The following is a 23,236-nucleotide window of genomic DNA, read 5'->3' on the forward strand; positions in this document are numbered from 1 at the left end:
ACCGGAGTTAAGATGAAGCAGATAGCGAGGGCACTTTTAAGGTATTTTATTAAAGGATTATTGATCGTAGTTCCGCTTGGCGCAGCCTTTCTTTTAATCTTTTGGGCTGTAAAAAGTATTGATGATGCACTTAATTTAAGTGGCATGCTTTGGACCGACCCCAAAACCGGCAAACCTGTTTATATTCCGGGCCTGGGTATTTTAAATGTGTTGGTTATAATTTTAGTAGCGGGCATATTGGTAACCAATGTGGTAACCGACCCTATAAAACGCTGGTTTTACCGCTGGCTTAACCGCTTGCCGCTTTTAAATTTTTTATATTCATCAATAAAAGATCTGACAGAAGCTTTTGTTGGCGAAGAAAAGAAATTTAATGAACCGGTTTTGGTTGAGGTTAATGAGTTCGGCTTAAAAAAAATAGGTTTTATAGTACAAAAAGACCTTTCGGCATTAAACCTGCCCGGAGATGTTGCTGTTTACTTCCCTTACTCCTACTCCTTTGCCGGCCAGGTAGTCATCATATCTGCCGACAAAGTGAAACATATCGACAAGAGTGCAGCAGATATGATGAAATTTGTTATATCAGGCGGTGTTAGCGGATTGCATTAAGCTTTTTTAAAACTTCTAATCGCCATAAAGGTGCTGATCAGCATTAAAACCGCAGCAAGCAGGTAAGGCGCTCCCGGAAAATAAACACCTGAGCTCTTTTTTGTGAAGAAGAAAAAAACATAGCTTAACAATAGCGGCCCTATTATAAGGCTTATACTGTTTAAAATGGCGAAGGCACCCTGCAATTCGCCTTGTTCGTTTTTAGCTACTTTTTCCGACGCCAGGCCTTGTAAAGCCGGACCGGATAAACCTCCCAGGCAATACGGGATCATACACAAATAAAGCATCCAGCCTTTGCCTATAATAGCTATCAGTAACAAGCCAACAGCATAAAATACTAAACCGGCAATGATGTTTTTTTGCTGCCCGAATTTGGGCACGGTATACCTTATAAGGCCCGCCTGTATAGCAAATAAAACTAACCCGGTAAAAAGCCCTAAATAGCCAACGCTTGCGGGTGTCCAGTTAAACTTTTCATAGATAAATGTCGACAACAGATACTCTACGGCTTTTTGAGCAACATACACTATTGCAGTAGCCGCCAATAAACTGGCAAGGGCAGGCTGTTTTTTATAGATCCTCAATAAAGATAAAAGTGGATTAGCGCGACGCCATTCAAATTTCCGGCGATGCTCAGGCGCTAAGGATTCGGGCAATACAAACAAACCATAAAGCGCGTTGGCAAATGCGAACGCTCCAGCTGCCATAAAGGGCAGACGAATATTTATAACGAAAAGAAAGGCGCCTAATGCTATTCCGAATATTAGCCCAATGGCTGAGGCTGCTCCCACCAGGCCAAAGTTAGCCGCCCTTTTATTACCCGTGCTGATGTCGGCAATGTACGCAGTAGCTGTAGAGGTGCTTGCCCCGCATATGCCGGCTATGATACGGCCGGCAAATAGCCATGCTATTGAAGGTGCAAAAGCCATTACAACGTAGTCAAGTCCAAATCCGAATAAGGAGATCAATAATATAGGCCGGCGGCCATACCTGTCGCTCAGGTTACCCATTATGCTTGCAAATATTAATTGCATGGTTGCATAAACGAAGGTTAACCACCCGATATATTCAGAAGCTTCGTTTACATTGATATGCCCGAGCGTCTGCAACAATTTGGGCATTACCGGGATTATGATACCCAAACCCAACACATCAATAAAGATGGTAACAAATATAAATCCAAGCGCTGCAGACTGTTTGGGTTTCGCCATATTGATTAATTTAGTGATTAGAGGCTGGAAATTAGTGATTAGAGGTTAGAGATCAGAGATTAGTTAATATGAATTTTGAAATGTTAGATAAATCCTTCTTTCGGACTTCCGGACTAAATCTAATCTCTGATCTCTACCCCCCGATCTCTAACACGAAAACTCCTTACAGCTAATATCGCACTTAAAAGCATCAATAGAGCGCCAATTGCGAATGGTGCACCCGGGAATTGAAAAAACGGGTTAGGCTTTGTAAAATAGTAAAAAGATTGGGTCATAAGTAAAGGGCCGAATATGGAGCTTATGCTTATTAAGCTGGTAAGGCCGCCCTGCAGCTCACCCTGTTCATTTGCAGGTACGCTGTTGCTCATATATCCCTGTATGGCAGGCCCGGCAATTCCCCCCAGGCAATAAGGGATCAGGATAGCAAACATCATCCAGCCTTTAAATGCAAAAGAAAAAAGAGCAAGTCCTGCAGCATACAAAAGCAGGCCGATCCAAATACTTCTTTCGGTTCCAAGCTTTGGCAATATGATCCTGATCAAGCCTCCCTGCACCGTAGCAACCATTAAACCAACAAAGCCAAGGGAATACCCCACCATATCTTCATTCCAGCTAAATTTTTTAATGGTATAATAAGTCCATACGCTTTGTACGGCCTGTGCTGCAAAATATATCAGGAATAAAGATAATGCGAGGCCAATAACAGATTTATATTTTTTTAGCTGGATCACCGAGCCGAAAGGATTCGCCCTTTTAATATCAAACGACCGCCTGTTCTCCACTGCCAGTGACTCGGGTAATATAAAATAACCATAAATTGCATTAAGCAATGCTAAAGCGGCAGCGGCGATAAATGGATAGTGAACATCATATTTTCCGAGAATTCCCCCAAGTGCCGGCCCTATAATAAAGCCCAGGCCAAAAGCAACGCCAACCAACCCGAAATTGGCCGCCCGTTTTTCAGGCTCGCTGATATCGGCAATGTAAGCTGATGCGGTAGTAAAGCTGGCGCCTGTTATGCCGGCAACAATGCGGCCTACAAACAGCCACGCTATAGTTGGCGCAAAAGCAGAGAACAAATAATCAACGCTAAAACCTAAAAGCGAGCAAAGCAATACCGGCCTGCGGCCAAATTTATCGCTGAGGTTCCCTATAACCGGGGCAAACAAAAACTGCATCCCTGCATAAGCGGCAGTAAGCCACCCGCCATACCATGAAGCATCGCTTACATCACCGTGAATTAAATGCTCAATAAGTTTGGGAATAACCGGGATAATAATCCCCAGCCCAATAACGTCAATTAATAAAGTTGCAAATATAAATCCCAGCGCCGCCTGCTTTTTTGGTTTGTGCATAGCCTGCAAAATAAATAATATAATGTAACTTTTTTAAATAAAAACTTGCTTATAAATAAACAATTATTACCTTTAACTAAATATATAGTTATTATGAAGCCATCATGAGTTATGATCCAGGGCATCATTTTCATTATTGCTTCCCAAACCTTTAAAGACCACTCGCATGAAAAACATGAAAATCCTATTTGCATTACCAGGCATCCTGGCCATGCAGTGTGCATTTGCACAAACCGACACGCATCTTAAACTATCCGACGCCTACCCTGCCGCTGGCGAAAAGATCACATTAACCTATGACCCTGCCGGAACTGTAGTTGATGGAAAAAAAGATCTTACTGCAGCAGTTTATTATCTAGATAATAAAGATTACCCGGTTGCAGACATCGACTTAAAACCGCAAGGAAAATCATTAGCCGGTGAAATAACCATTCCTGCTACTGCCAAAGCCTTCTTCATTAAAATAAGCAGTGGCGAAGATGTTGACAACAATAACGAGAAAGGCTACGTGTACCTTGTTTACAAAGACAAACAACCGGTTGAAGGCGCTTATGCCATGCAGGGGTACTTTTTAGCCGGTATGGGAAATCACTTTGCAAAAATAAAGACAGACCCTAAGGAAAGCACTGAAGCTTATAAAAAGGAGTTTGCATTGCATCCCGGAAGTAAAAAGGACTACCAGGCAACTTATTATTATATGATAGCCAGGAAGCCGGAATGCAAAGCAGAAGTTAATGAGGAGGTTAAATCGCTTGAAACAAGCACAGATGAAAAGGATTTGATGTTAGCTGTAAATCTTTTAAATATAACAAAAAGCACCGGAGCCGATTCATTGAATACTATTGTTAAAAATAAATTCCCCGATGGCTTAACTGTGAAGAATGAATTGGGAATGGCGTTTTCAAAGGAAAAAGACCTGGCCAAAAAAGACTCCATTTACAATGTTTATATTAAAAAGTATCCTGAAATCCCCACTGATAAAAACACCATACAAGATAACTTCAGATTACAATTGGCAGGCGCATATCTTGCAAAAGGCGATATGGTCAATTACAATAAATATGAAGCTTTAATTAAAAATAAAACAAATTTAGCAGGGTCATTGAATAATGTGGCTTATCCATGGGCGCAAAAAGGTGAACATTTGGCTGACGCAGAGAAATTGTCGAAACAATCGCTTGATATCGTTTCAGAAAAGATCAGCAATCCTGCTGGGGCAGCATACACTTCTCCTTCACAAATGAAAAAGAATTACGAGTTTACCTATGATATGTATGCTGATACCTATGCCCTGATCTTGTTTAAAGAAAACAAATTGGATGAGGCCCTTAAATATGAACAACCTGTATTTGACCATAGCGGCAAAAATATTGAAGGAGAAATATACGAGCACTACATACAGATCTTAAGCGCCCTTGGGCAATCAGCAAAAGCACAACAGTATGCTGAAAATGCTATAAAAGAAGGAAAGGGAACTGATATTATTAAAAGTGAACTGAAAAAAAACTATGCTAAAATAAAAGGCAGTGAAAATGGTTACGATCAATACCTGGTATCCTTAGAAACGGCAGCGAAGAACAAGCTAATGGCCGACCTGGCAAAAACAATGATCAATACCCCTGCTCCTGCTTTTACACTTAAAGATCTTGATGGAAAAGCTGTTTCATTAGCCGATTTAAAAGGGAAAGTTGTGATAGTTGATTTTTGGGCAACCTGGTGCGGGCCCTGTAAAGCTTCATTTCCGGGGATGCAAATGGCTGTAACTAAATATAAAGATAACCCTAATGTTATGTTTTTATTTGTTGATGTATGGGAAACTGCAGCAAATTATACCGATGAAGTTAAAAAGTTCATTGCTGATAATAAATACACTTTCCACGTACTGCTGGATGAAAAAACTGCAAGTGGCAAACAGGATAAAGTAGTAAGTACATTTGATGTACCAGGAATACCAACTAAGTTTGTTATTGATAAAAGCGGAAATATCCGCTTTAAGTATGTGGGTTTCTTAGGCACGCCTGAAAAACTGGTTGACGAGATAACCAACATGGTTGATATGGCAGGTAATCCTGAAGCTTATGCTGCTGAACAGAAACCAACTGATAAAAAAGCCGGTATGAAATAATAAAAATGCTGCTTAAAAAAAGAAGAGGCTGTATCAAAAGCAACTATGAAAGCCCCGGTAAACCGGGGCTTATTTCCCTTCCCCGTTGGCTGTGTCCCCACAGCCAACCACCATGCTAATCGAAAATGTATTAGTTTGGATCAAAAACTAAAATACAGAAAAGAGTCAACGACATAAAGCTTATTAATATACGATATGAATACGGCGCGAATGTCCTGGTGGTTGGCTGTGAGGACACAGCCAACGGAGAGAAAAAATGATTATTAAAAAAGAAAGCGATCTGCTTGTAGCAGATCGCTTTCTTTTTAGACTGAAAAATTTTAAATTAAAAGTTTGGTTTCAGTACATATTTCTCATAAAAACGGAAAATATGTTCAGCTGCTTCTTCGGCAGTATCAACCAAGCGGTAAAGCATCAGGTCGTCCGGATGGATATTGTGCTCCTGTTCAAGCATTTTCTCTTCCACCCAGTTAAAAAGTCCTTTCCAATAATCAACACCAACAAATACAATGGGGAAACGGGCTATCTTACCTGTTTGGATCAGCGTAATTGCTTCAAATGATTCATCCATAGTTCCGAAACCGCCCGGCAAAATAATAAAGCCCTGGGAGTATTTCATAAACATTACCTTACGGATAAAAAAGTAATCAAACTCCAGGATCTTGTCCCTGTCGATATACTTATTATGAAACTGTTCAAAAGGGAGCTCAATATTTAAACCTACTGATTTTCCTCCGGCTTCATAAGCACCTTTATTGGCCGCCTCCATAATCCCGGGGCCACCACCTGAAATTACGCCATATCCTCTCTCAGTTAAGATCCTAGCCGTATTCTCGGCTAACTTGTAATACTTATTATCATTATGCGTACGCGCCGAACCAAATATGGATACGCATGGGCCTATTTTAGCCAGCTTTTCAAAGCCGTCAACAAACTCAGCCATAATTTTAAAGATCTGCCAGGAGTCGGTTACTTTAATTTCCTGCCAATTTTTATTCTCAAACGCTTGTCTTATTTTTTCTTCACCTGTCATGTTCTTTAATTAGTCCGGAAGTCCGAAAGTCGGTAAAGTCCGGAAGGTTTTTAGTTTTTTATAATAATATTACAATAGTTGGGCGTTTAAGTTTTGCTGATGCTAAGCCAGGCTTTCGGACTTCGCAGAAGAAGTTAACCACAGTCCAACAAACGTAATTAATCCGTTTACTATTATCAACTCGTTATCAAAAATGTAACCACCAAATAATTTTGCCGAATTAATGCTCAGATAATAACATATGGCCGGGGAGATTAAACAAATAAAAGGCGTTAGCTTATCCATAACCTGCCTTTTGCCCAAAAACAACCCGAACGAATAGAGGCCCAGCAATGGCCCATAGGTATATGACGCCACTTTAAATATGGCGTTAACAACCGCCGTATTGGTTATAGCGTTAAATATAATAATGGTTAACAGTAAACAGCCTGAAAACACAATATGCACATAATGGCGTACCCTAACCATTTCCTTACCGTTAGTATTCGCTTTTTTATTAAAGCCCAAAAAGTCTACGCAAAAAGATGTGGTAAGCGCGGTTAAAGCCGAATCTGTAGTGGCAAAGGTAGCCGCGGTTAAACCCAGCATAAATACCATTCCCGGTATCAGGCCAAGATATTTCAGGGCGATGGTTGGATACAGGTAATCTGTCTTTTCAACTGTAATGCCATATTTTGCAGCGTACATATAAAGTAAAGCTCCAACACATAAAAAGAAAATATTGATCACCACAAAAACAGCCGTAAAACTGAACATGTTCTTTTTCGCTTCGCGGATGTTTTTAAGGCTCAGGTTTTTTTGCATCAGGTCCTGGTCAAGTCCTGTCATTGCAACAGTGATAAACAGCCCTCCCCAAAAAGCCTTGGCGAAGTGGAATTTACTGGTTAAAAAATCACCAAAGAAAAAGATCTTGGAGTAACTGCTGTTCTTAATCGCCTCTGCCGCTTCAAAAATATTATAGTGCAGACTTTGACAAATAAAATATATCGACAAAAATACTGATGATACCAGGAACAGCGTTTGCAGGCTGTCCGTAATAATAATAGTTTTTAGTCCACCCTTAAACGTGTACGACCAGATGAGCACTAAACAGATCAGCCCGGTTATTACAAACGGTACATGGTAGCTATCAAAAATAAATTTCTGTAAAACTATAACCACCAAATAAAGCCTAAAAGATGAACCAATAATGCGGCTGATCAAAAAGATCCCGGCTGCTGTTTTATAGCTCCAGGTACCAAGCGCTCCTTCAATATAACTGTATATAGAGGTGAGTTTCAGCCGGTAATAAAGCGGCAATAAAACTGTAGCTATAACTATAAAACCGGCCGCATTCCCTAAAACAAACTGGAAATATTCAAACTGATCGCCGGTTGCTGCGCCAACTTTGCCAGGTACCGATATAAAAGTTACCCCGCTCAATGCGGTACCGATCATCCCAAAAGCTACCAGGTACCATTTGGAATTGCGGTTAGCTACAAAAAAGGTATCATTATCAGATGACTTACGCGAGGTTAACCATGATATAATGAGCAATACTAAAAAGTAACCGATGATGAATGTGAGTAATATTCCGGGAGACATGTTGTTTTGTTAGTCCGAAAGTCCGAAAGTCCGGAAGTCCGAAAGATGAATTTTAGTCCGGAAGCAGGGAAAGCCCGAGAGTCCGGAAGATGAACTAATTATCTAAAGTGCAATTTAACATTATTATTTTAACGAGTTTTTTAATCCATTAATCATAACCAGGATTTCTTCAGATTGTGCGTAAATTTTAGAGAAGTTAGGTTGTTCGATTAAGTTTCGTTTTTGTGCAAGATATAAACATCCCACAACTTCAACATTAGAGCGTAATGCGTATCCTAAAAACTTATTAAATTCGGCATTTGACTGACCGGTAGAACCTTCTGCAATATTTAACGAAACAGAATCAGCCGCCCTCCTTATTTGTGCTGACAATATAAACAATTCCTCTTTTGGAAAACCCTTTGTCAATTCATGAACACTTGCTGCCAAATCAACTGCTTTTTGCCAAACTATTAATTTCTCAAACTTAAAACTCATAACATTAAAATCCTGGCGACAAGTTATCAAACAAAAGGAAATTTATCCAAAAATTTATTTTGACAAATTGCAAGTCATCTTTCGGACTTGCGGACTTCCGGACTTTCGGACTATTCCCTATCTTCGCAACATGAACTTTTCATCGAGGTTGCTGGAAGATGCTGTAGCTGAATTTGCGAAATTGCCGGGGGTGGGTCAAAAAACTGCTTTACGCCTCGTTTTACACCTGTTAAACCAGGAGAAGGGCGATGTAGAAAAGTTTAGCGCCACTATAAGCAAGCTGCGTAACGAAATCCAGTTTTGCCGGGTTTGTTTAAACATTTCCGATCACCCGGTTTGCGAGATCTGTTCTTCCCCAAAACGGGATCATACCATGATCTGCGTTGTTGAAGATACCCGCGATGTAATGGCCATTGAAAATACAAACCAGTATAATGGCGTATACCACGTGTTGGGTGGCCTAATATCGCCAATGGATGGTGTTGGACCGTCTGATCTTGAGGTAGATTCATTGCTTGACCGTTTAAAAGAAAATGACGTAAAAGAGATCATTTTCGCGCTTAGCGCTACCATGGAAGGCGATACCACTATTTTTTATTTAGATAAACGTTTAAAATCTTTTGATATAACCATATCAACCATCGCTCGTGGCATAGCTTTTGGTGGAGAATTGGAGTATGTAGATGAAATCACATTAGGACGATCCATCGCCACACGTATTCCTTATATCAATTCACTGTCAAAGTAAATATGAAGCTATCCGTAATAGTTGTAAATCGTAATACTTGTCTATTGCTAAAACAAGCATTAAATTCTTTAATTGATGCCTGCAAAGGCATTGATTATGAATTACTTATAGTAGATAACGCCTCTGCTGACCATTCGCTTGAAATGCTTGCAAATAATTTTCCTGATATAAAAGTCATTGCTAATGATACTGATCTTGGCGTAGCAAAAGCCAACAACCAGGCATTAAAACAGTGTACAGGGGAGTATATTTTACTGGTCAGTCCGGATACAATAACCGTCAAAGACGCAGTTGAAAAGATGATAACGTTTATGGACGACCATGCAGATGCGGGTGGTATGGGGATCAGGATGCTAAGTCCATTGGGGCGCTTTTTACCGGAATCTATCCATGGTTTAACAAAAACATGGGGTACATTTTTAAGGATTATAGGCTTTGCCAAACACCTTTCAAAAACCCGGCTTTATGACAGGCACCGCAAAGATTGGGTTGAAGAGTTCCAGGTAGCAGAAGTTGATATATTAAATGGCGCATGTATGATGCTGCGCAGTACCGCCTTAAATGAAACCGGTGTGTTTGACGAACGTTTCTTTATGTATGGAGCTGATATCGACTTATCATACAGGTTAAGGCTTGCCGGTTTTAAAAACTATTATTTCCCAAAAACATACATCATTAACTTTGAAAGCCATAGGCCGGCCAAGTTTAGCTGGAATTACGTTAAGTATTTTTATGGTGCTATGTTCATATTCGCCGTCAAATACTTAATCAAGGTACCCGATCTTGTGGTTAAGGGCGTGCCACAACTGTTCCCTTCAACTTACGAGGTTAAATAGCAAACTGCAACTATTACCACTTTAATTTCTTTTTACCAGTCATAATTGATGGTAAATTTACCTGTCCAAGAAATATAAAATTTCTAAATTTGGTGCATGAAATTAGCTGTGCACTGTTCGTGTTTAAAAAAACTCAAAAAGCAAGAACAGATATTAAAAATCGAATCGGATTTAACCGAAGCATTTAATGAAGTTGCTTTATTAAAAAACTCTCCCAAAAGCAAACAAACTTTAGCTGATTTTCTAAACGATTTATAGTATTGATAATTGGAACAATACTATTTAAGTACCTTCTTTTCCCCCATTTATGAATTTAACTAATAAAGTAGTAATAATTACCGGTGCATCTTCAGGAATTGGCAAATCCCTTGCCACAGAGTTTGCCAAACGCGGCGCAAATCTTGTTTTGGGTGCAAGGCATTTTGTTAATTTATGTACAATAACGCAACAGCTTGAGCAACAATACAAAATAAAAGCGGTAGCCGTACAATGTGATGTAACCATTGAGGCTGACTGTGACCTTTTAATAAAACAAGCCCTGGTTACCTTTGAACGCGTTGACATATTAATAAATAATGCAGGCATTTCTATGCGGGCACTATTTAAGGATACTGACCTTAAAGTTTTAAAATCGGTGATGGATGTAAACTTTTGGGGAACAGTATATTGTACCAAATATGCATTACCTGAGATATTAAAAACACAAGGCACCATTGTTGGTGTTTCGTCAATTGCAGGATATAAAGGGTTACCCGGACGCTCGGGCTATTCCGCATCAAAATTTGCCATGAATGGCTTCCTGGATGCTTTGCGGGTGGAGAATTTAAAAACGGGAGTTCATATCTTAACTGCGTGCCCTGGTTTTACAGCATCAAACATCCGCAATACTGCTTTGGATAAAGAAGGTAACGAACAGCGTGAAAGCACTTTAAATGAACAAAGCATGATGACCAGCGATGAAGTAGCTAAAATTATTGCTGACGGTGTTGAAAACAGGTCAAGAACGCTGATAATGACCGGCCAGGGAAAATTAACTGTATTGATAAGCAAGTTTTTTCCTAAGCTGCTGGATAAGCTGGTTTATAATACTTTGGCTAAAGAAAGAAATTCGTTGTTGAGATAGTAAAATCTCGTTTTAAAACGTTTTCAGATCGTTTTAATTGGGAATAATTTTGTCCTCTATCAATTTATTTACCAGGGTATTAAGGGTTTTATTTACTACATCGCTATCCTTTAGCGACGTGTAAGAATCAGCGGAGACATCAAGTTCACCTTTCCAAACATTTTTTTGCGTTCCGGCGTCAGTTAAGGTTAATTCAAACGTCCCCATTTCAATGCCTGAAACGGTTTGTTTTATGGTTAGAATTGCCTCCGGCTTAAAAGGCTCCATCTCTTTGTTCAGATCATCCTCTGTTGCCAGGGATAGCGTATTGCGTTTTGAACTCCCGGAGTTTATACCTTTAGCCGTAAACCTTTTTTGAAGTCCATTAATCATCTCATTGCAAAAAGCCGACATTTTAGTATCACATATTACTACTATGTATATCTTTTTAGGCTGTTTTGTATATTTTCCGTCTTTGTTAGATGCAATTTTAACGGTTGAGCAGGATTGGATAGAAGCTATTGCAAAAAAAATAAATAACAGTTGAAGTTTTGCTTTCATTTTAGGGAAATACATTTAGAGATTATGCTTTAATAAGCTTATCTTCAATAAGCTTATTAACGATTTTTTTAATACTTTTATCTACTGCATCAGTCATTCTGAACATCGCATAAAATTCAAATTCACTTTTCCAAACCGTTTTTTTGGTTTCACTATCAATTAATGAAATCTCAATTGTTCCTCCATCAACCCTTCCATTGGTATAGTGAATTATTTTTTGTTGGATAACCATCAAAGCCTCTGGCGCGTAACTGTTAATCTTTGAATCGATGTCTTTTTCTGTTTCCAGCGAAAGTGGATTACGTCTGTAGCTATCCGATTGCACTCCTTTTTCTAAAAGTTTTCTTTTCAACTTCGCCAGCAAAAAGGAACAAAACTCGTTAGTTTCCTTAGCATTATTCATCAAAATAAAGATTTTTTTCGGTTGTTTTATATAATCTGTGCCTTTATTGGATGCTATCTTGGTTGAAATACAAGATTGAAGAAGGATAATAATTAACAGCAGAAATGGCTTGGAAGATAAATTTCTAATCATGTAAAAAGGTATAGCTAATAAATATAGGCTTTGAGATCCTTGACAATTACCGCCCCTAAAATAATAAAATTAAAGTACAAAGATGTAGGCCTAGGCCCCTAAATGACTTTCCCTATGCCGCATTCCATTAACTTACTTCGGTCTTTTCCAACTCAAAAGGCAAGTGATCACTTATTTTGCTGATATCTAAAACTATTCGGCCAGTTTCATCACGGTCAAAAACGGGTTTAAATTTAGCGCCCCAAATCATATCATGCGCCTGGTATTGTGTGCGCGAATGGACTGTTTGCGAAAAGGTATCGTCAAAAGCTCTTAAAAGTATTGCAAATCCTGCTTCCGATTTAGTGAGGTCATCCTTTGTCATATCAAACATGGGGCTGTTTTCATCAAGCTGGTGCACAACTGTCCAGTTTAACGTTAACACACTCACTTTGCTGCGTTCAAGCTCAAGCGGATAAAACCGGCGTACTGTTTTTCCGTCCACGGTTTCGTTGTATGAAAATATGATCTCAATTTCAAGATCAATTAGCATATTTCTGCGCCGGTTGGCCAAACGAAACATCACTCCTCTGCCTGTATCCTTATATGGCGCTATCAATATATTTTTGCTGTATATAATTTGTGCAGATGGTCTTGAAAATCGCCCGTACAATAAGCCGGTTGCCAGTGCAAATGCCAGCAGCCCCATCATTGATTCTAAGGCTGCCACACTATTTGTTGTCATCCCCCTCGGACTAATATGCCCGTAACCTACAGTTGACATGGTTTGTGCTGAAAAAAAGAAGGCGTCCATAAAATGCTCAAACGAGGTATGGCTTGATGTGCCATCCAGGCTATTTGGCCCAATCGAGGTATAAATAAAAGCAAAAATTATATTAACAATTAAATAACCGCTTATAACAACAACCCAGAACCTTGTCCAGCTCATGGTAATTAATGTATGATAATTATTAGCCGTATTAAAAAACGAGAGCCCTATCCTTTTTACGTTTGGCGAGCCATCCTTATTCATCAGCGGCTGGTTTTTTATAACCGGCTGAGGGCCAAAGCCAAGATCATCTTCAGGGTTTATTTTACGTTTATTTATTACCATAATCAGATGCGTTAGCTATATGTTTTTGTAAAAATATCATTCTGCTTGCTTTTAGTAAAAACTATTTCCATATTTGTGGCACAAAATGATAGTAAAAGCATTAAATAACAATTGGTGGTGGCTTAACGAGAAATCGTAAGGCAATTCCATTTTTTGTTTTTTCAAAATATTCAAAAGGGTTGCCATAACATGGCAACCCTTTTTTTATGCCTCGCCCCCCGGCCCCCTAAAGAGGGAGTTATAAACAGGATGGAGAGGAAAACAATAAATTAACCATTAAAAATTCCCCTTTAGGGGTTTGGGGCTTATGAAGAAAATACTTAATCACCTTTTTGAACACAAAACATTTACCCGTGAGCAGTCCAAAGAAATTTTGACCGCAATAGCACAGGGTAAATATAATAACTCGCAAATGGCAGCCTTTATGACGGCCTATTGCATGCGCAGCATTACCGTTAATGAACTGGAAGGCTTCCGCGATGCTATGCTTGAACTTTGTTTACCCATAGATCTTGAAACAGACCAGGTAATTGACCTTTGCGGCACCGGCGGCGACGGCAAGGACACTTTTAACATATCCACCCTGGCCTCTTTTGTTGTTGCAGGCGCTGGTTATAAAGTGGCCAAACATGGCAATTATGGTGTTTCATCGGGCTGCGGATCATCAAACGTTATGGAGTTTTTAGGCTGTACATTTACTAATGATCCGGATAAGCTAAAAACCGACATCGATAAAGCCAATATCTGCTTTTTACATGCTCCACTTTTTCACCCGGCAATGAAGACCGTTGCCCCTATCCGCAGAGAGCTCGGGGTAAAAACGTTTTTCAATATGTTAGGGCCTTTGGTTAACCCGGCTAAGCCCCAAAATCAGCTGGTAGGTGTGTTTAATTTGGAACTTGCCAGGGTTTATGCTTACCTGTATCAAAAATCGGATGTTAAATACACTATTGTAAATGCGCTGGAAGGCTATGATGAAGTATCACTGACCTGTGATTTTAAAACATTTTCGGGCGCAGGCGAGAAGATAAACAGTATTGAAGCATTGGGTTTTGAAAAACTTGATCCGAAAGATATTTTAGGTGGCAGCACGATCAGCGAATCGGCAGATATTTTTGTTGAGGTTCTTAATAACCGGGCTACAGCAGCGCAAAGCAACGTGGTTTTATGTAATGCAGCATTGGCCATCAATACAATAAATCCTCAAAAAAGCTTTGCTGATTGTTTTTACGAGGCAGAGGGATCGTTAATTGGTAAAAAGGCACTAAAAAGCTTTGAAACCTTACTGGCTAACTAAAATGAAGATAAAAGTTTGCGGTTTACGTGATCCGGAAAATATTAAAGCTGTTGCAGCTTTAAATCCCGATTATATGGGTTTTATATTTTATAACGGATCGCCAAGATTTGTTGATGAATTACCGGTTGAAGCGCTTGAAACCATTCCTGCTACAATAAATAAAACGGCAGTTTTTGTAAATGAAAGCGCCGAAACCATTAATAAGCTGATTGATAAATATAATTTTGATTTTATACAACTGCATGGTGATGAAAGTCCGGATTTTTGCAATTCTTTCAGGGATAAAGCGATAGTAATCAAAGCATTTGGTATAAATAATGATTTTGATTTTAAACTACTGGATAAGTACAAAAAAAAGGTAGACTTGTTTTTGTTTGATACTAAAACAGAAAATCATGGCGGCTCCGGTATTACCTTCGACTGGAACATCCTTGATAAATATGAATTAGAGATCCCTTTCTTTTTAAGCGGGGGAATAAGCCCGGATAATATAGAAGAAGTAAAATATATCAATCATCCCAAATTCTACGGCGTTGATCTAAACAGCAAATTTGAATTATCGCCGGGACTAAAAAGCATTGAGAAATTAGAAAAAGCATTCAATACCATTAAACAAAGCGCAGAATAATGAAATACGGAGTTAATGAACAAGGGTATTACGGCGATTTTGGCGGAGCATATATCCCCGAAATGCTGTATCCTAATGTGGAAGAATTACGCCAGCAATATTTAACCATCATTAATGATGATTCGTTTAAGGCGGAGTTTAACCAGCTTTTGAAAGATTATGTTGGCAGGCCATCTCCTTTATATTATGCCAAAAGATATTCAGAAAAATATGGCGCCAATATATTTTTCAAACGCGAGGATCTGAATCATACAGGATCGCACAAGATCAATAATGCTATCGGGCAAATCCTTTTAGCAAAGCGGCTTAATAAAAAGCGCATTATTGCCGAAACCGGAGCCGGTCAGCATGGCGTGGCAACCGCTACCGTTTGTGCCCTTATGGGGATAGAGTGCGTAGTTTATATGGGCGAGATCGATATGGCAAGGCAGGCCCCTAATGTTTCACGCATGAAAATGCTTGGCGCGAAGGTTGTTCCGGCAACATCGGGCAGTAAAACATTAAAAGATGCCACCAACGAGGCGTTGCGTGACTGGATTGGTAACCCGGTTGATACACATTATATCATTGGTTCAGTAGTAGGCCCTTATCCTTACCCGGATATGGTGGCGCGTTTTCAGTCTATCATCTCATTAGAAACAAAAAAACAACTATTTGAGCACACAGGTAAGGAATTACCGGAATACGTAATGGCCTGTGTAGGCGGCGGCAGCAATGCCATGGGGATGTTCTATCATTTCCTGGATGATGAATCGGTAAAATTAGTTGCTGTTGAAGCGGCAGGCAAGGGAGTTGACAGCGGCCATTCAGCAGCTACCACATTTTTAGGCAAAGAAGGGGTTTTACACGGCAGCCGTACCATACTTATGCAGACCGATGACGGACAGGTAGTTGAGCCCTATTCTATTTCCGCAGGTTTAGACTACCCGGGGATAGGCCCGCAGCATGCACATTTATACAAAATTAACCGGGCACAATATGTAAGTGTTACTGATGATGAAGCCTTACAGGCCGGCTTGCTTTGCTGCCAATTAGAGGGCATCATCCCCGCAATTGAAACGGCACACGCACTTGCCCAGCTCGAAAAAATGAAATTTAGCCCTACTGATAATGTGGTAGTCTGCATTTCGGGCCGTGGGGATAAGGATTTGGATACGTATATTAAATATTTTGGATATTAATTAGTTCATGGTTCATGGATGATAGTTCATAGTAATTATCCGGCCATGAACCATGAACTATCAACCATGAACTAAAAACATGAACCGCCTCAATAAACTTTTCAATACAAAAAAGGATAACCTGTTATCCATCTATTATACTGCAGGTTATCCTGAACTTAATACTACCCTTGATATTGCCGAAGCTTTGGAAAAGGCCGGGGTTGATTTCCTGGAAGTTGGCTTCCCCTACTCTGACCCCGTAGCTGATGGCCCGACCATTCAGCATAGCTCTGAAAGAGCTTTGGAAAATGGCATGACCCTTAATTTGTTGTTTGAGCAATTGGCTGATCTGCGGAAAAGGGTTACTATCCCCATCCTGTTAATGGGTTATGCTAACCCGATGATCCAGTATGGTGTAGAACGTTTTTGCAAAAAGGCTGCTGAGGTTGGTGTTGACGGTGTTATTGTGCCCGATTTGCCCATGTATGAATATGAGAGTTTGTATGCCGGTTATTTTAAAGCAAATAACCTGAGTAATATATTCCTGGTAACCCCACAAACGTCTGAAGAACGCATCCGCAAGATTGATGAATTGAGTAACAGCTTTATTTATTTACTTTCCTCGTCGTCAATAACCGGCGGCAACTTACAGGTATCCGTAAATATTGAGGATTATTATAAAAGGATCAAAGCCATGCAGTTAAAAAATCCTGCTATTATTGGTTTTGGAATCTCGGATAATAAATCATTTACTAAAGCCTGTGAATACGCCGCAGGTGCTATTGTGGGGAGTGCATTTGTTAAGTTGTTGGGAACGGAAGATTATATGGAGAAGATCCCCGGGTTTGTGAAAACGATCAGGTAAAATTCTGCAATTAAATAACCATCACCTCATTCTTGCAAAATAATACTATTTTGGGTTTTGATTGTGTAAACATGAAGCAACGCCTGGTCTATTTGGTTTTCATCCTGTTATTATCTGCAAATGCCAATGCGCAGCGTTCTTTGTATGTTTCCCAAAATGGAAAAGACAGCAACCCGGGAACGCTTAAACAGCCTTTTGCGACGCTGCAAAGAGCACAGGCAGAAGCCAGGAAGTATCATCATAGCTCACTTACAGTTTGGCTTCGCGGGGGCACCTATTATCTGTTAAGTCCCGTTATTTTTTCCGATGCTGATTCGCGGGCAGCTGACGAAAAGCTATTTATCAGGCCCTATCATAATGAAAACCCTGTAATCAGCAGCTCGAAGAAATTAATACTGCATTGGGTTCCATATCAGAATGGGATCTGGCAGGCAGATGTTCCAGATAAAAATATAGTTTTTGACGCGTTATTTATAAATAGCAAGCTACAACTAATGGCGCGCTATCCCAATTATCATCCTGGTATTAAGCCTTACGGGGGCACTGCAGAAGATGCTTTAAGCGTTGATCGTGTAAAAAAATGGAAACATCCTGAAGGTGGGTATATTCATTCGTTGCATGCCAGCGAATGGGGAGACCTTGCTTATGAGATTACAGGAAAAGACAGCAGTGGTAATTTGCAAATGAAAGGAGGTTACCAAAATAACCGGCCTTCTCCCCTGAATAAAAAGATCAGGTACGTTGAAAATATTAAAGAAGAGCTTGATACTTTAAACGAGTGGTATTTTGATAAAGAGAACCATCGGTTATATTGTTATCCTCCCGTTGGCGTAGATCTGAACAAAGCCACAATTGAAACCCCGCAGCTTGAAAGTTTATTTGAGTTTAGAGGAGATTCCGCAAAACCGGTAAAAAATATTTCGATAGAAGGTTTAGAACTTGGGCAAACGTTGCGCACGTTTATGAAAAACATGGAGCCTTTACTCCGCAGCGACTGGACCATTTACCGGGGAGGTACAATTACCATAGAAGGCGCGGAACATTGCACTATCAAAGATTGTTATTTCAATACCGTAGGCGGCAATGCTGTGGTATTTAGCAACTATAACCGGTACAATACAGTAACTGGGTGCCGGATCATTAATGCAGGCAGCAGCGGTATTGCATTTGTTGGCGACAGTAAAGCTGTACGCTCTCCGTTGTTCAGGTATGAGCAAAGTAATAATCCTGATAAAATCGACACCCTAAAAGGCCCGTTAACTAATAACTACCCGGCGCAGTGCCTGGTTTACAACAACTTAATTGAAGGCATTGGCCGCGTTGAAAAACAGGTGGCGGGTGTGCAGATTTCAATGTCGCAGGATATAACCATCAGTCATAATACCATTGATAATGTTCCCCGGGCCGGCATTAACGTTAATGAAGGCACATGGGGTGGCCATGTTATTGAGTATAACGATGTTTTTAACACTGTGCTGGAAACAGGCGATCATGGTTCATTTAACTCATGGGGGCGCGACAGGTATTGGTATCCTAACAGGGAAATGATGGATAGTTTAGCTTTAAAACACCCAAACCGGGTATTGCTGGATGCTGTAAAACCTACTGTGATCCGTAATAATCGTTTCCGGTGCGATCATGGATGGGATATTGACCTTGACGATGGTTCAAGCAACTATGAGATCTACAACAATGTTTGTTTAAATGGCGGTTTGAAACTGCGCGAAGGGTTTTACCGCAAAGTGTATAACAATATTATCATCAACAATTCTTTTCACCCTCATGTATGGTTTAAAAACAGTAAAGATGTATTTGAACACAACATTGTTTCGGCTGCTTACTTTCCTATTGGCATAACATCATGGGGTAGTAAAGTAGATTATAATTTCTTTCCCGATAGCGCCTCCCTTCATAAAGAGCAAAGCAGGGGAACAGATGAACATGCTTTATATGGCAATCCGGATTTTGCTAATGTTACAACGGGCGACTATACCTTGTCTAAAAACTCCCCAATACTAAAGGCAGGTTTTAAAAACTTCCCAATGAACAAGTTTGGAGTAGTTTCACCGGCGCTCAAAAAATTAGCTAATAAGGTAATTATTCCGCCTTATAAAACAGCGCAAATACAAAAAGCACAACAAACCTATAGCTTTATGGGTGCAACGGTTAAAGATTTAAATACCCTTAGTGAACGCTCGGCAACAGGTATGGATAGTGAACGGGGAGTTATAGTCCTTAATATATCCGGCAAAAGCAAGCTAAAAGGGATTATTTATCCTAATGATGTAATACTATCTGTGCAGAATGTAACTGTTCAGCATCTTAATGATCTTATAAACGCATTATCAGTTAGAGATAAACCTGAGAAATTAACTTTCGGCATTTTCAGAAATCAAAAGCTGAATAAGGTTGTGTTTACACCATAGGTGTTTACACGAAAGTAGCTTAAAGAAACATCTCCAGCTCGCCCTTACCTTCACGAATAACCTCAAAGTCACCGCCGGTACAATCTACTACGGTTGAGGGGATGTTTTCGCCATAACCGCCATCGATAACCAGGTCTACAAGGTCTTCATATTTTTCGTGGATCAGTTCAGGGTCTGTTGAGTATTCGATGATCTCATCATCATCTTTTATTGAGGTAGAAAGGATGGGATTACCGAGCTGTTTTACTATCTCGCGGGCAATATCATTATCGGGCACCCTGATACCTACCGTTTTTTTGTTCGAGCTTAGCAGCTTAGGTACATTATGATTAGCATTAAAGATAAATGTAAACGGACCAGGCAATGCTTTTTTTAGTACCCTGAATGTGGCATTATCTATTGGCTTAATGTAATCAGATATATGGCTCAGATCGTAACAGATAAAAGAAAAGTTAGCCTTTTCAGGTTTGATATTCCTGATCCTGCAGATAGCTTCAATAGCCTTATGATTGGTAATATCGCAGCCCATACCATACACGGTATCAGTTGGATAAATGATAAGGCCTCCTTTACGCAGCACTTCCACAACCTGCTCAATAGCTTTAGGGTTAGGGTTTTCAGGGTAGATCTTTATAAGCATTTTTTATATTTCGGATTTCGAAAGTTCGATTTCGGAATTAGGAAATTTTTAATTTAAAAGCATTACCCAGGCTTTATTGTTTGTAGAAATTCAGTAAAACTTAAGCACACATTAATTTTAACGTGGATAATAATTTTCGTAATAATGCCTGGGTTCAATTATTTTTGTTTCTTTATGCTTTTCAATAACAAAATCATTTGTATTGCCAGTTATTAAAAAGTCAGCCCTGCTTTCTTCAGCTAACTCTAAGAGCCTGTTATCTGCAAAGTCATTAATTGTGTAAAGTGTTACTGTTGGGTGGAAAAACAGCTTTTCTTTCAATATCAGCCAGTAATGTTTCAGCTCTTAAAATAAAATCGGGATACTTTGAGAATTTTCTACGTTTCAGCACTTCATAATATTCAGACATAAGTGCATCTGAAACACAAAGTTCAAGGTTATTCCTGGTAAATAATTCATTTACAATCAAAAAAGGATAGCTTCTTTGAATTAATGATGATACCAAAACATTAGTATCAAGAATTATTTTTTGCATTTCTCCTTACAGCTTTTACTTCTTTGCATATTTCGTCCATCGTTAATTTCGAAAGGCCATATTTTTCTGCAAGTTCAACACATTTATTTAGGTTTTGCCGTGATAACTCATTACCAACCAATTCAACAAAATCAGAAAAACTTAATTTATCATTTTGTAAACCAAACTTATTGTATTCAATATCTGATATAGAAATATTTAAAGTTCTCATGTTAATCCCTCTTTTATACAAATTTAGCATAATTACTTTGGATTGTGAAGTTCAGAAATATGGGTAAAGCAAAAAGCCATTCGCTTTAACAAATGGCTTTTAAATCCCGGCTGAACTTAATCAACCTAATTAAACTTATTCTAACTCAATCAACAAATTATTTTTGTTTCGCTAACTGTATGTTAATGATCAGTTTTATATCCTCACCTACTACAATTGAGCCGGCTTCGGTTACGCCATCCCAAGTTAAACCGAAATCTTTACGGTTAATTTTACCGGTAATTTCAAAACCTGCTTTAGTGTTTCCGTAAAAATCGTCAGTTGAACCGCCGAACTCAGCAGCTAACTTAACTGATTTGGTAACGCCTTTAACTGTTAAATCGCCAACAAGGTCATATTCTTCATCATCTGTTTTTTTGAACGAAGTTGATTTGAATGTAATTTGAGGATATTGAGCGGCATCAAAAAATTCAGGTGACTTTAAGTGCTCGTCTCTTGGTGTTTGGTTAGTATCAATACTGTCGATATTTAAAGCAAAAGAAATATCAGCGTCTTCAAAATCGTCATTCACAGTTTCTAACGTTCCTTCAAAGCTTTTGAAAAAACCGCTAACTGTTGATATAACCAGGTGTTTTACTTTAAACTGAACTTCTGAGTGCATTGGGTCTATAACCCATTTTGTTGCTGTTGCCATGATCTTATTTTTTTTGATTGTTTTATTTAGATCAAATGTAAGTAATAGATGTTTAAACATCTAATTTGTTTGTCAATATTACATTTGGTTTACAATACTAAACTTAACGCATCAAATCGGCTTTTGTTGACGCTATTTTATATTACCAGAACCCTTTACAAAATCATTATACTACCCTAACAATAATTGCACATAGCGGTTACTTATTCATAAATTCTGCAAGGATGCGATGAAAATGATGCGTGCCTTGTTCGCGTGTAACAGAGTACCGCCCGTGCTTATAAAACCTTGATCGCACCCCCAGTTGAACATTTTCTACTATTTCTTCGTCCTCCTGCTCAACTTTATCAAGCCCTGCTCCTGCTCCTTTATCTAATTTTGATTCGTCCCAAACATAGGAGAAGAACTTCACCCTGCATTCGCTAATAGAAACGGGTTCAACCACATTAACAGAAAGGCCCCAGGGATAAAAATTAAACATCATATTAGGGAACACCCAAAAGTAATAGGCAGCTACATTTTTACCATGATCAGGTGATGATGAAGGCAGGTCAAAACAATCAGCAACGTTTTTCGCCAAACCTAATTGCAAACTTGAGTAAGGAAAAAACAATTCGGTAGCATATTCGCCGAAATCAATTACCGCGTTTAAACCTGCATGTACAAAAGGTATATGGAAACCTTCAAGGTAATTCTCACAATAAAGGGCCCAGTTTGCTTTTACATTAAATACGCGGGAGAGTCCAGGCTCAAATTTAAAATCATCCAACGGCATCCAGCTTACGCGTTCCATCATGTCCCTAAAAAATAACTCTTTTGGGTATTTATTCTCCACCGAAGTAAACAGCCATTTACTCCATTTAAAAACTTCAAGCCCTGGTAAATTATCATCTTTGGTTGGAAAGTTCTCTACCTCCTTAAACTCCGGCATCGAAACAAATTTACCGTCAAGGCCAAACATACGCCCATGGTAACGGCAACGGAGGTTATTGAGCTTACACGGCTTATCGGCAACAAGGTTACCCCTATGCGTACAAACATTGGATAACAAGTGGATCTCCCCGCTTTTATCTTTTGTTAATAATAAAGGCTCATCCAGGTAATTTTCCAGGAGCGTAAAGGGATATACTTCCCCGTTTTCTTTTACCAGATCGGCATTGCCAATAAATTGCCATGACAGGGCAAAGATCTTTTCACGGCATTGTTCAAATACCGTTGGACTGGTATAAAAATCGGCATTTAATGTTTTTGCTTTAGCAATATTGGGATCTACAAAAAAGTCGGGCATATCTGTTTGGTTTCAAAAGTTAAATTAGGTAATTGAAATCAAACCACCTAAACCATTTAATTAAATCAGGGATTATAAACCCCAAAATGAGAAAGTAATCCCCTACTTTTTAAATTACAACCATTTGCAGAATATTTGCGTATTACAGCTTCAGACGTTTTTAGAGGCTAAAACCACACATTGGGTCGTTTTTTTGCTTTTAGGTTTAATTTTTATGAGA

25 protein-coding genes are annotated in these 23,236 nt (G+C 39.2%); 11 read left to right on the plus strand and 14 right to left on the minus strand.

Features of this window, described 5'->3' with window-relative positions; translation table 11 throughout:
* The first annotated feature begins 12 nt into the window (after positions 1-12).
* Positions 13-609: a DUF502 domain-containing protein gene (locus BUE31_RS04770; RefSeq protein ID WP_073400747.1), complete on the plus strand. Its 597-nt coding sequence runs from the start codon at positions 13-15 to the stop codon at positions 607-609.
* Here BUE31_RS04770 and BUE31_RS04775 read toward each other — a convergent pair.
* Together BUE31_RS04775 and BUE31_RS04780 are read right to left on the minus strand one after the other, a co-directional pair.
* Positions 606-1,820, minus strand: a complete 1,215-nt coding sequence (locus tag BUE31_RS04775; protein WP_073400749.1) for a TCR/Tet family MFS transporter — start codon at positions 1,818-1,820, stop codon at positions 606-608. The genes BUE31_RS04770 and BUE31_RS04775 overlap by 4 nt on opposite strands.
* A 119-nt stretch (positions 1,821-1,939) precedes the next feature.
* Entirely contained in the window at positions 1,940-3,175 is a 1,236-nt protein-coding gene (locus tag BUE31_RS04780) for a TCR/Tet family MFS transporter (protein WP_073400750.1), read from the minus strand.
* A gap of 175 nt (positions 3,176-3,350) precedes the next feature.
* Here BUE31_RS04780 and BUE31_RS04785 point away from each other — a divergent pair, with 175 nt between their 5' ends.
* Entirely contained in the window at positions 3,351-5,300 is a 1,950-nt protein-coding gene (locus tag BUE31_RS04785; protein WP_159440636.1) for a TlpA family protein disulfide reductase, read from the plus strand.
* Between the two features lie 325 nt (positions 5,301-5,625).
* On the opposite strand, the gene BUE31_RS04790 is transcribed toward BUE31_RS04785, so the two are convergent.
* From BUE31_RS04790 to BUE31_RS04800, 3 genes are all read right to left on the minus strand, one after another.
* Positions 5,626-6,333 carry an LOG family protein gene (locus tag BUE31_RS04790; protein ID WP_073400754.1) on the minus strand — a complete coding sequence of 236 codons (708 nt, stop codon included), beginning with the start codon at positions 6,331-6,333 and terminating at the stop codon, positions 5,626-5,628.
* Between the two features lie 102 nt (positions 6,334-6,435).
* Entirely contained in the window at positions 6,436-7,917 is a 1,482-nt protein-coding gene (locus BUE31_RS04795; protein WP_073400755.1) for a sodium:solute symporter, read from the minus strand.
* Positions 7,918-8,040: 123 nt separating this feature from the next.
* Positions 8,041-8,394, minus strand: a complete 354-nt coding sequence (locus BUE31_RS04800) for a four helix bundle protein (RefSeq protein WP_073400757.1) — start codon at positions 8,392-8,394, stop codon at positions 8,041-8,043.
* A 130-nt stretch (positions 8,395-8,524) separates the two neighbouring features.
* Here BUE31_RS04800 and recR point away from each other — a divergent pair, with 130 nt between their 5' ends.
* From recR to BUE31_RS04815, 4 genes are all read left to right on the plus strand, one after another.
* Entirely contained in the window at positions 8,525-9,142 is a 618-nt protein-coding gene (gene recR / locus BUE31_RS04805; protein ID WP_073400759.1) for a recombination mediator RecR, read from the plus strand.
* A gap of 2 nt (positions 9,143-9,144) precedes the next feature.
* A complete protein-coding gene (locus tag BUE31_RS04810; protein ID WP_073400761.1) occupies positions 9,145-9,978 on the plus strand; it encodes a glycosyltransferase family 2 protein in 834 nt (277 codons plus the stop codon).
* Between the two features lie 96 nt (positions 9,979-10,074).
* Entirely contained in the window at positions 10,075-10,236 is a 162-nt protein-coding gene (locus tag BUE31_RS30945; protein ID WP_159440637.1) for a hypothetical protein, read from the plus strand.
* A gap of 49 nt (positions 10,237-10,285) precedes the next feature.
* Positions 10,286-11,101: an SDR family oxidoreductase gene (locus tag BUE31_RS04815; protein WP_073400763.1), complete on the plus strand. Its 816-nt coding sequence runs from the start codon at positions 10,286-10,288 to the stop codon at positions 11,099-11,101.
* 33 nt (positions 11,102-11,134) lie between these two features.
* On the opposite strand, the gene BUE31_RS04820 is transcribed toward BUE31_RS04815, so the two are convergent.
* From BUE31_RS04820 to BUE31_RS04830, 3 genes are all read right to left on the minus strand, one after another.
* Positions 11,135-11,641: a hypothetical protein gene (locus tag BUE31_RS04820; protein ID WP_143167020.1), complete on the minus strand. Its 507-nt coding sequence runs from the start codon at positions 11,639-11,641 to the stop codon at positions 11,135-11,137.
* A gap of 22 nt (positions 11,642-11,663) precedes the next feature.
* Positions 11,664-12,176: a hypothetical protein gene (locus BUE31_RS04825; protein WP_073400767.1), complete on the minus strand. Its 513-nt coding sequence runs from the start codon at positions 12,174-12,176 to the stop codon at positions 11,664-11,666.
* A gap of 127 nt (positions 12,177-12,303) precedes the next feature.
* Positions 12,304-13,269 (minus strand): ion channel, encoded by a 966-nt coding sequence (locus tag BUE31_RS04830; protein ID WP_073400769.1) that lies wholly within the window; start codon positions 13,267-13,269, stop codon positions 12,304-12,306.
* A 307-nt stretch (positions 13,270-13,576) separates the two neighbouring features.
* Between BUE31_RS04830 and trpD the strand changes: the two genes are divergently transcribed.
* From trpD to BUE31_RS04855, 5 genes are all read left to right on the plus strand, one after another.
* Complete coding sequence (gene trpD, locus BUE31_RS04835) at positions 13,577-14,566, plus strand: anthranilate phosphoribosyltransferase (RefSeq protein ID WP_073400771.1); 990 nt, start codon at positions 13,577-13,579, stop codon at positions 14,564-14,566.
* Between the two features lies 1 nt (position 14,567).
* On the plus strand, positions 14,568-15,194 hold the full coding sequence (locus tag BUE31_RS04840; protein WP_073400773.1) for a phosphoribosylanthranilate isomerase: 627 nt from the start codon (positions 14,568-14,570) through the stop codon (positions 15,192-15,194).
* Positions 15,194-16,375 carry a tryptophan synthase subunit beta gene (gene trpB / locus BUE31_RS04845; protein WP_200801856.1) on the plus strand — a complete coding sequence of 394 codons (1,182 nt, stop codon included), beginning with the start codon at positions 15,194-15,196 and terminating at the stop codon, positions 16,373-16,375. Before BUE31_RS04840 ends, trpB begins: the two co-directional genes overlap by 1 nt.
* A gap of 79 nt (positions 16,376-16,454) precedes the next feature.
* On the plus strand, positions 16,455-17,222 hold the full coding sequence (gene trpA, locus BUE31_RS04850) for a tryptophan synthase subunit alpha (RefSeq protein ID WP_073400777.1): 768 nt from the start codon (positions 16,455-16,457) through the stop codon (positions 17,220-17,222).
* 71 nt (positions 17,223-17,293) lie between these two features.
* A complete protein-coding gene (locus tag BUE31_RS04855; protein WP_073400779.1) occupies positions 17,294-19,648 on the plus strand; it encodes a PDZ domain-containing protein in 2,355 nt (784 codons plus the stop codon).
* A gap of 19 nt (positions 19,649-19,667) precedes the next feature.
* On the opposite strand, the gene BUE31_RS04860 is transcribed toward BUE31_RS04855, so the two are convergent.
* The 6 genes from BUE31_RS04860 to BUE31_RS04885 all read right to left on the minus strand — a co-directional run bounded on the left by BUE31_RS04860 (position 19,668) and on the right by BUE31_RS04885 (position 23,016).
* The gene (locus tag BUE31_RS04860) at positions 19,668-20,288 is read right to left on the minus strand and encodes an L-threonylcarbamoyladenylate synthase (RefSeq protein WP_073400781.1); all 621 of its coding nucleotides are present in this window, start codon (positions 20,286-20,288) and stop codon (positions 19,668-19,670) included.
* A 117-nt stretch (positions 20,289-20,405) separates the two neighbouring features.
* Complete coding sequence (locus BUE31_RS31295) at positions 20,406-20,609, minus strand: hypothetical protein (RefSeq protein WP_073400783.1); 204 nt, start codon at positions 20,607-20,609, stop codon at positions 20,406-20,408.
* Entirely contained in the window at positions 20,560-20,823 is a 264-nt protein-coding gene (locus BUE31_RS31645; protein ID WP_073400785.1) for a putative toxin-antitoxin system toxin component, PIN family, read from the minus strand. Before BUE31_RS31645 ends, BUE31_RS31295 begins: the two co-directional genes overlap by 50 nt.
* A complete protein-coding gene (locus BUE31_RS04875) occupies positions 20,804-21,034 on the minus strand; it encodes a hypothetical protein (RefSeq protein ID WP_073401673.1) in 231 nt (76 codons plus the stop codon). The genes BUE31_RS31645 and BUE31_RS04875 overlap by 20 nt, the downstream gene beginning before the upstream one ends.
* Before the next feature lie 157 nt (positions 21,035-21,191).
* A complete protein-coding gene (locus BUE31_RS04880) occupies positions 21,192-21,728 on the minus strand; it encodes a YceI family protein (protein ID WP_073401675.1) in 537 nt (178 codons plus the stop codon).
* 199 nt (positions 21,729-21,927) lie between these two features.
* Positions 21,928-23,016: an aromatic ring-hydroxylating oxygenase subunit alpha gene (locus BUE31_RS04885; RefSeq protein WP_073400787.1), complete on the minus strand. Its 1,089-nt coding sequence runs from the start codon at positions 23,014-23,016 to the stop codon at positions 21,928-21,930.
* Between the last annotated feature and the right edge of the window lie 220 nt (positions 23,017-23,236).

The sequence above is a fragment of the Mucilaginibacter sp. OK098 genome (assembly GCF_900142915.1).
In the GTDB taxonomy this organism is placed as follows: domain Bacteria; phylum Bacteroidota; class Bacteroidia; order Sphingobacteriales; family Sphingobacteriaceae; genus Mucilaginibacter.

Bases quoted from the DNA above. Each gene is read 5' to 3' on its own strand.
- BUE31_RS04885 (WP_073400787.1), bottom strand. From the start codon at position 23,016: ATGCCCGACTTTTTTGTAGATCCCAATATTGCTAAAGCAAAAACATTA.
- trpB (WP_200801856.1), top strand. From the start codon at position 15,194: ATGAAATACGGAGTTAATGAACAAGGGTATTACGGCGATTTTGGCGGA.
- BUE31_RS04790 (WP_073400754.1), bottom strand. From the start codon at position 6,333: ATGACAGGTGAAGAAAAAATAAGACAAGCGTTTGAGAATAAAAATTGG.
- recR (WP_073400759.1), top strand. From the start codon at position 8,525: ATGAACTTTTCATCGAGGTTGCTGGAAGATGCTGTAGCTGAATTTGCG.
- BUE31_RS04875 (WP_073401673.1), bottom strand. From the start codon at position 21,034: ATGAGAACTTTAAATATTTCTATATCAGATATTGAATACAATAAGTTT.
- BUE31_RS30945 (WP_159440637.1), top strand. From the start codon at position 10,075: ATGAAATTAGCTGTGCACTGTTCGTGTTTAAAAAAACTCAAAAAGCAA.
- trpD (WP_073400771.1), top strand. From the start codon at position 13,577: ATGAAGAAAATACTTAATCACCTTTTTGAACACAAAACATTTACCCGT.
- trpA (WP_073400777.1), top strand. From the start codon at position 16,455: ATGAACCGCCTCAATAAACTTTTCAATACAAAAAAGGATAACCTGTTA.
- BUE31_RS04785 (WP_159440636.1), top strand. From the start codon at position 3,351: ATGAAAATCCTATTTGCATTACCAGGCATCCTGGCCATGCAGTGTGCA.
- BUE31_RS04880 (WP_073401675.1), bottom strand. From the start codon at position 21,728: ATGGCAACAGCAACAAAATGGGTTATAGACCCAATGCACTCAGAAGTT.
- BUE31_RS04800 (WP_073400757.1), bottom strand. From the start codon at position 8,394: ATGAGTTTTAAGTTTGAGAAATTAATAGTTTGGCAAAAAGCAGTTGAT.
- BUE31_RS04815 (WP_073400763.1), top strand. From the start codon at position 10,286: ATGAATTTAACTAATAAAGTAGTAATAATTACCGGTGCATCTTCAGGA.
- BUE31_RS04820 (WP_143167020.1), bottom strand. From the start codon at position 11,641: ATGAAAGCAAAACTTCAACTGTTATTTATTTTTTTTGCAATAGCTTCT.
- BUE31_RS04860 (WP_073400781.1), bottom strand. From the start codon at position 20,288: ATGCTTATAAAGATCTACCCTGAAAACCCTAACCCTAAAGCTATTGAG.
- BUE31_RS04825 (WP_073400767.1), bottom strand. From the start codon at position 12,176: ATGATTAGAAATTTATCTTCCAAGCCATTTCTGCTGTTAATTATTATC.
- BUE31_RS04770 (WP_073400747.1), top strand. From the start codon at position 13: ATGAAGCAGATAGCGAGGGCACTTTTAAGGTATTTTATTAAAGGATTA.
- BUE31_RS31645 (WP_073400785.1), bottom strand. From the start codon at position 20,823: ATGCAAAAAATAATTCTTGATACTAATGTTTTGGTATCATCATTAATT.
- BUE31_RS04810 (WP_073400761.1), top strand. From the start codon at position 9,145: ATGAAGCTATCCGTAATAGTTGTAAATCGTAATACTTGTCTATTGCTA.
- BUE31_RS04775 (WP_073400749.1), bottom strand. From the start codon at position 1,820: ATGGCGAAACCCAAACAGTCTGCAGCGCTTGGATTTATATTTGTTACC.
- BUE31_RS04830 (WP_073400769.1), bottom strand. From the start codon at position 13,269: ATGGTAATAAATAAACGTAAAATAAACCCTGAAGATGATCTTGGCTTT.
- BUE31_RS04795 (WP_073400755.1), bottom strand. From the start codon at position 7,917: ATGTCTCCCGGAATATTACTCACATTCATCATCGGTTACTTTTTAGTA.
- BUE31_RS04840 (WP_073400773.1), top strand. From the start codon at position 14,568: ATGAAGATAAAAGTTTGCGGTTTACGTGATCCGGAAAATATTAAAGCT.
- BUE31_RS04780 (WP_073400750.1), bottom strand. From the start codon at position 3,175: ATGCACAAACCAAAAAAGCAGGCGGCGCTGGGATTTATATTTGCAACT.
- BUE31_RS04855 (WP_073400779.1), top strand. From the start codon at position 17,294: ATGAAGCAACGCCTGGTCTATTTGGTTTTCATCCTGTTATTATCTGCA.